The 4,056-nt window shown below is 47.3% G+C and carries 5 protein-coding genes and 1 pseudogene; all 6 read left to right on the forward strand.

Translation table 11 applies throughout. From position 1 onward, the window contains the following. Positions 1-41: 41 nt before the first annotated feature. The 6 genes and pseudogenes from BLV54_RS17390 (at position 42) to BLV54_RS14635 (ending at position 3,855) form a co-directional block, all read left to right on the forward strand. Positions 42-443: an integrase core domain-containing protein gene (locus BLV54_RS17390; protein WP_371113307.1), complete on the forward strand. Its 402-nt coding sequence runs from the start codon at positions 42-44 to the stop codon at positions 441-443. Further along, positions 394-558: a small metal-binding protein SmbP gene (locus BLV54_RS17055; protein WP_256329546.1), complete on the forward strand. Its 165-nt coding sequence runs from the start codon at positions 394-396 to the stop codon at positions 556-558. Before BLV54_RS17390 ends, BLV54_RS17055 begins: the two co-directional genes overlap by 50 nt. A 12-nt stretch (positions 559-570) precedes the next feature. After that, positions 571-744: pseudogene (gene smbP, locus BLV54_RS17060) on the forward strand (small metal-binding protein SmbP); the annotation flags it as partial. A 735-nt stretch (positions 745-1,479) separates the two neighbouring features. Next, positions 1,480-2,088, forward strand: a complete 609-nt coding sequence (locus tag BLV54_RS14625) for an alpha/beta fold hydrolase (protein WP_090572333.1) — start codon at positions 1,480-1,482, stop codon at positions 2,086-2,088. A gap of 22 nt (positions 2,089-2,110) precedes the next feature. Beyond that, positions 2,111-3,010 carry an alpha/beta hydrolase gene (locus tag BLV54_RS14630; RefSeq protein WP_090572334.1) on the forward strand — a complete coding sequence of 300 codons (900 nt, stop codon included), beginning with the start codon at positions 2,111-2,113 and terminating at the stop codon, positions 3,008-3,010. Between the two features lie 152 nt (positions 3,011-3,162). Then, positions 3,163-3,855: an MT-A70 family methyltransferase gene (locus BLV54_RS14635; RefSeq protein ID WP_090572335.1), complete on the forward strand. Its 693-nt coding sequence runs from the start codon at positions 3,163-3,165 to the stop codon at positions 3,853-3,855. The last annotated feature ends 201 nt before the right edge of the window (positions 3,856-4,056 follow it).

Consider the following 4,056-nt stretch of genomic DNA (forward strand, 5'->3'; position numbering starts at 1 on the left):
TCGCGATTGATGACTTCTCCCGAGAACTCTATGCAGCCATCTTGCCTGATAAAACCCGGAATAGCGCCGCCTGGTTCCTCACCGAAACCGTCATCGCCCAATGCCCTTACCAGATTGATTATGCTTATTCTGATAATGGCAAAGAATATAAAGGCACTGACAGTCATGCTTTTGTTAAAAGCTGCAAAACGCACGGCATCGGCCAGAAATTCACTCAAATCAATCGACCTCAAACCAACGGTAAAGCTGAACGTGTTATCCGCACCCTCATGCAGATATGGCATAGCCACACCAACTTTAAAGACTGCACCGACCGGCAAATTCAACTCGGTCGCTTTATTAATTTTTATAACACTGTCAAACCACACAAGAGTTTGAATAACTCAACTCCTTATGAAATACTCCAACAGTATTTCAATCAACCTCTCTGTAAACAACCCTGAGATTTCTTACACCCAAGTCTATGCATCTGCTGTCAGCCATGCGTCAGAAGCGATGGAACATGCTGGAAAAGCGCAGGCGCATGGTGAATCAGGTCATTCTAAAGAAGCACTTTAGCATGCAAAAGAAAGTCTGGAACATGCTAAATTGGCAAGAAATGAGCATGCTGAAGCCCAAAAGCATATGGACGAGGCTATTAAATTCCTCGAAGAAGCTATCAAATATGCTGGAGTGAATGAGCCCGATATTGCAGCCAGAAATACTGAAGAAGCTATCAAACATATACGGGATTCTTGTCGTTAATCGTCGCAAAAAGGATGTGCTCCCAGCATGGGCGAGAGGATAAAGTATAGCTATCTCTTTTAAAACCATTCAACTTGGATTTCTCAGTTGGGCGGAATAGAGTATGTGTTTTTTGCGGGTGCAGGGCCAGGCGCAACGACGCGAAATGGCCGTTCCATTCTAAGGAGTTGGAAGGCAGCCATGTGCTTGCAAAATTGCGCAATCTGTACCAGAGCGAGAACACTCAGAAGGTGAGAAGGAAATTACAGGACAGATCAACATCATCACTATTATTATTGATTAGAGATGTGACCAATAATCCAGCTAGAATGCTTCCAAACGATGGTAATCTCAGCTTCAGTCAAGCCGCTTCATGCGAAGCAAACTGTGCTTCGACAGCTACCACTTCTTCTGGCTGACCAAACCGATGCAACGAGTAATCATTGATGAAATTCGGCATGCCTACTTCCCTGGTTTGCCCTGAACCTTACACAGCTTCCATATCTCTGTCAGAATAGTACTACTGGCTATCATTTCTACACAAATTCACAGATGCTTTGCCATACGACAAAAATCAATTACTATCATGTAAGCAAACAGGGCTCTTTGATAATGATCATGTCAGTTGTAATTCCATTTTTAAATCAAACCTGACTTTGTCGGCTTCTCCTTGCCGTATCATTTATACTATCTGCGGCCCGCCTTTGCATCATGTTTGATTTGGAAATGGAATAATTTATACCTTGGGATAATTCTATGCCATCTAAACTCTTATTTCTGCCTGGTGCATCAGGTAATACCCGGTTCTGGCTGCCTGTGGCCAATCTACTTACGTATCCCGCAGAAAAAGTTTACTTAAAATGGCCAGGCCTTGGGTCCACACCGCTCGATCCCAAGGTGAACAGCATACATGATTTGGTTGATCTGGTTGTTGCTGAGATTGATCAACCTGTTGCGCTCATCGCACAGTCGATGGGATGCGTCATGGCTATCCAGGCCACACTCGAGAAACTTGATCTTGTCACCCATTTGGTGTTGGCAGTCACCTCTGGTGGAATGGATTTGGAGAGCTTCGGGGCGCAGGATTGGCGTCCACTCATACTCGCTGCTAATCCTTCTTTTCCTCGTTGGTTATCTGAATACGATGAGGATTTGACACCTCAGTTCCACAAGATCAAGGTGCCCAGCTTGCTTTTATGGGGTGATGCTGATCCGATCAGTCCTGTCAGCGTGGGTCAGCGCCTTGCTGCGTTGCTGCCACATGCCAAACTGCACATTGTGTCAGGCGGCGACCACAATTTGGCCATGAGCGATGCTAAAGAGGTTGCGCTGCTGATTGATACGCATCTTGCCAAATCAACCTGAATTATTCAGTCAATTTTAAACGATGTTTCACATTGTTCATGCGCCAGCTTTCGTTGGGTTGATAATTCTTGCCGTTATCTGTGGCATCGCAATTATAACTATCGGTATCAAGGCTGGGGGTGAGCTCTGCCGTCCTGCCCAACGATCTGTCGGTAGCGTCCCGGCAGACTTGCCTGTCGAAACGATCATATTGCAAAGCGCGTCAAGCGAAACGATCAAACTGGTTTCAGGATGGGCTATACGTGGAACACGGGGAATGGGCGTGGTTTTGCTGCTGCATGGCTTGCGCAATGACCGACGCCAGATGCTGGATCGCGCCAGATTTCTCTTTCGGGCAGGTTACTCGATCATCTTGATCGATCTTCCTGCTCATGGTGAAAGTAGTGGTGAGTACATTACCTTCGGTTATCGGGAGGCCGAAGGGGTCGAAGCTGCCATGCGCTATCTGGTAGAGACATTTCCACATGAAAAGATTGCGGTGATCGGCGTTTCCTTGGGTGCGGCATCGCTCGTGCTCTCGAAAGTATCGCCTGTCCCCAGTGCTGTGGTGTTGGAATCAATGTACCCGACCATAGAAGAAGCAATTGCTCGCAGGCTGCAGAAACGGCTTGGTCTATTCGGAAGTTTGCTCACGCCGATATTTCTTTGGCAGCTACCCATTCGGTTTGGCGTTACAGCAGACCAGCTTCGCCCCATCGCCAATCTTGCTGCTTTACATAGTCCGGTGCTCATCATGTCAGGCGCAGAAGATCTGCATCCCACGGTAGCAGAAACGCAACGCCTGTTTGAATCAGCTAATCAACCCAAAGAGCTATGGATCGTCGAAGGTGCTGCCCACATCAATCTCCACGCATATCATCCCAAAGAATACGAAGCCAGGGTGTCTGCTTTTTTGCAGAAGTATCTGCGGGGTAAAGGCTAATTCTTAACGTAGATTTTGTGCAAAAAAATCTCTATTTGAAGTGCTTTCCTCCACTGGTTTGTTGATCAAAGGAATACACAGTAGTGTAAACCGTATGAATCCGCTATTTTGATAAACTGGCTATAGTTTTTTGAAAAGGGAAGAAGATAGTCGTGACAGCACAGGCTTATCACATCACAGAGTCGAATCCATCGGAAGATTTATTGACGAAGGTAGAAGGGCGGTATTCGACCATCTTGTCCGATCCACCTTGGCAATTTCAGAATCGCACCGGCAAAATGGCGCCCGAGCACAGGCGGCTGCTGAGATATCCCACCATGGAATTGAAAGAAATAATGGAACTCCCTGTTTCCCAACTTGCAGCTGCCAAATCGCATCTTTATCTTTGGGTGCCGAACGCCCTCCTGCAGGAAGGCCTCAATGTGATGGAAGCGTGGGGTTTTACCTACAAATCGAACCTGGTCTGGTACAAGGTCCGCAAGGATGGTAGCCCCGATGGGCGGGGGGTGGGTTTCTATTTTCGCAATGTTACTGAATTGGTGCTGTTTGGGGTGCGCGGCAGCCTGCGCACACTTGCTCCAGGACGGACACAGGTTAATCTTTTTTCAAGCCGGAAACGGGAACACTCACGTAAGCCTGATGAGATCTACGATTTGATTGAGTCCTGTTCGCCAGGTCCCTATCTGGAGCTGTTCGCACGTTTCCGCCGACCCGGCTGGCATCAGTGGGGCAACGAAGACGTAGAGGAGAACACGCACCACGGCGTGGCGCGTCGCAAAGGTCATATTAATACACAACAGTGGCTGTTAAAAATGCCGGGGGATTACGATAGTAAGGACGAGTAGGCTTTCCCGGTAAACAATTACCGTTTGTGGTGAGCTTGTTGAACTGCCAGGCTGTGAATGCTGGTCTTTGACAGGCTCAGGCCGAACAGTGTAGCAGTACTATATTAACGTGAGTTCGACATAAGAAAAGAAGTAAAAGGAATCTGAATTCCTTATGATGAAGCGAATTTGGAAAAGAGTTTCATCATTAGAGGAGTCAGA

It is taken from the genome of Nitrosomonas sp. Nm33 (assembly GCF_900107265.1).
In the GTDB taxonomy this organism is placed as follows: Bacteria; Pseudomonadota; Gammaproteobacteria; order Burkholderiales; family Nitrosomonadaceae; genus Nitrosomonas.

Excerpts from the sequence above, each read along its gene's own strand:
- BLV54_RS17055 (WP_256329546.1), top strand. The coding sequence starts at position 394 with ATGAAATACTCCAACAGTATTTCAATCAACCTCTCTGTAAACAACCCT.
- BLV54_RS14625 (WP_090572333.1), top strand. The coding sequence starts at position 1,480 with ATGCCATCTAAACTCTTATTTCTGCCTGGTGCATCAGGTAATACCCGG.
- BLV54_RS14630 (WP_090572334.1), top strand. The coding sequence starts at position 2,111 with ATGTTTCACATTGTTCATGCGCCAGCTTTCGTTGGGTTGATAATTCTT.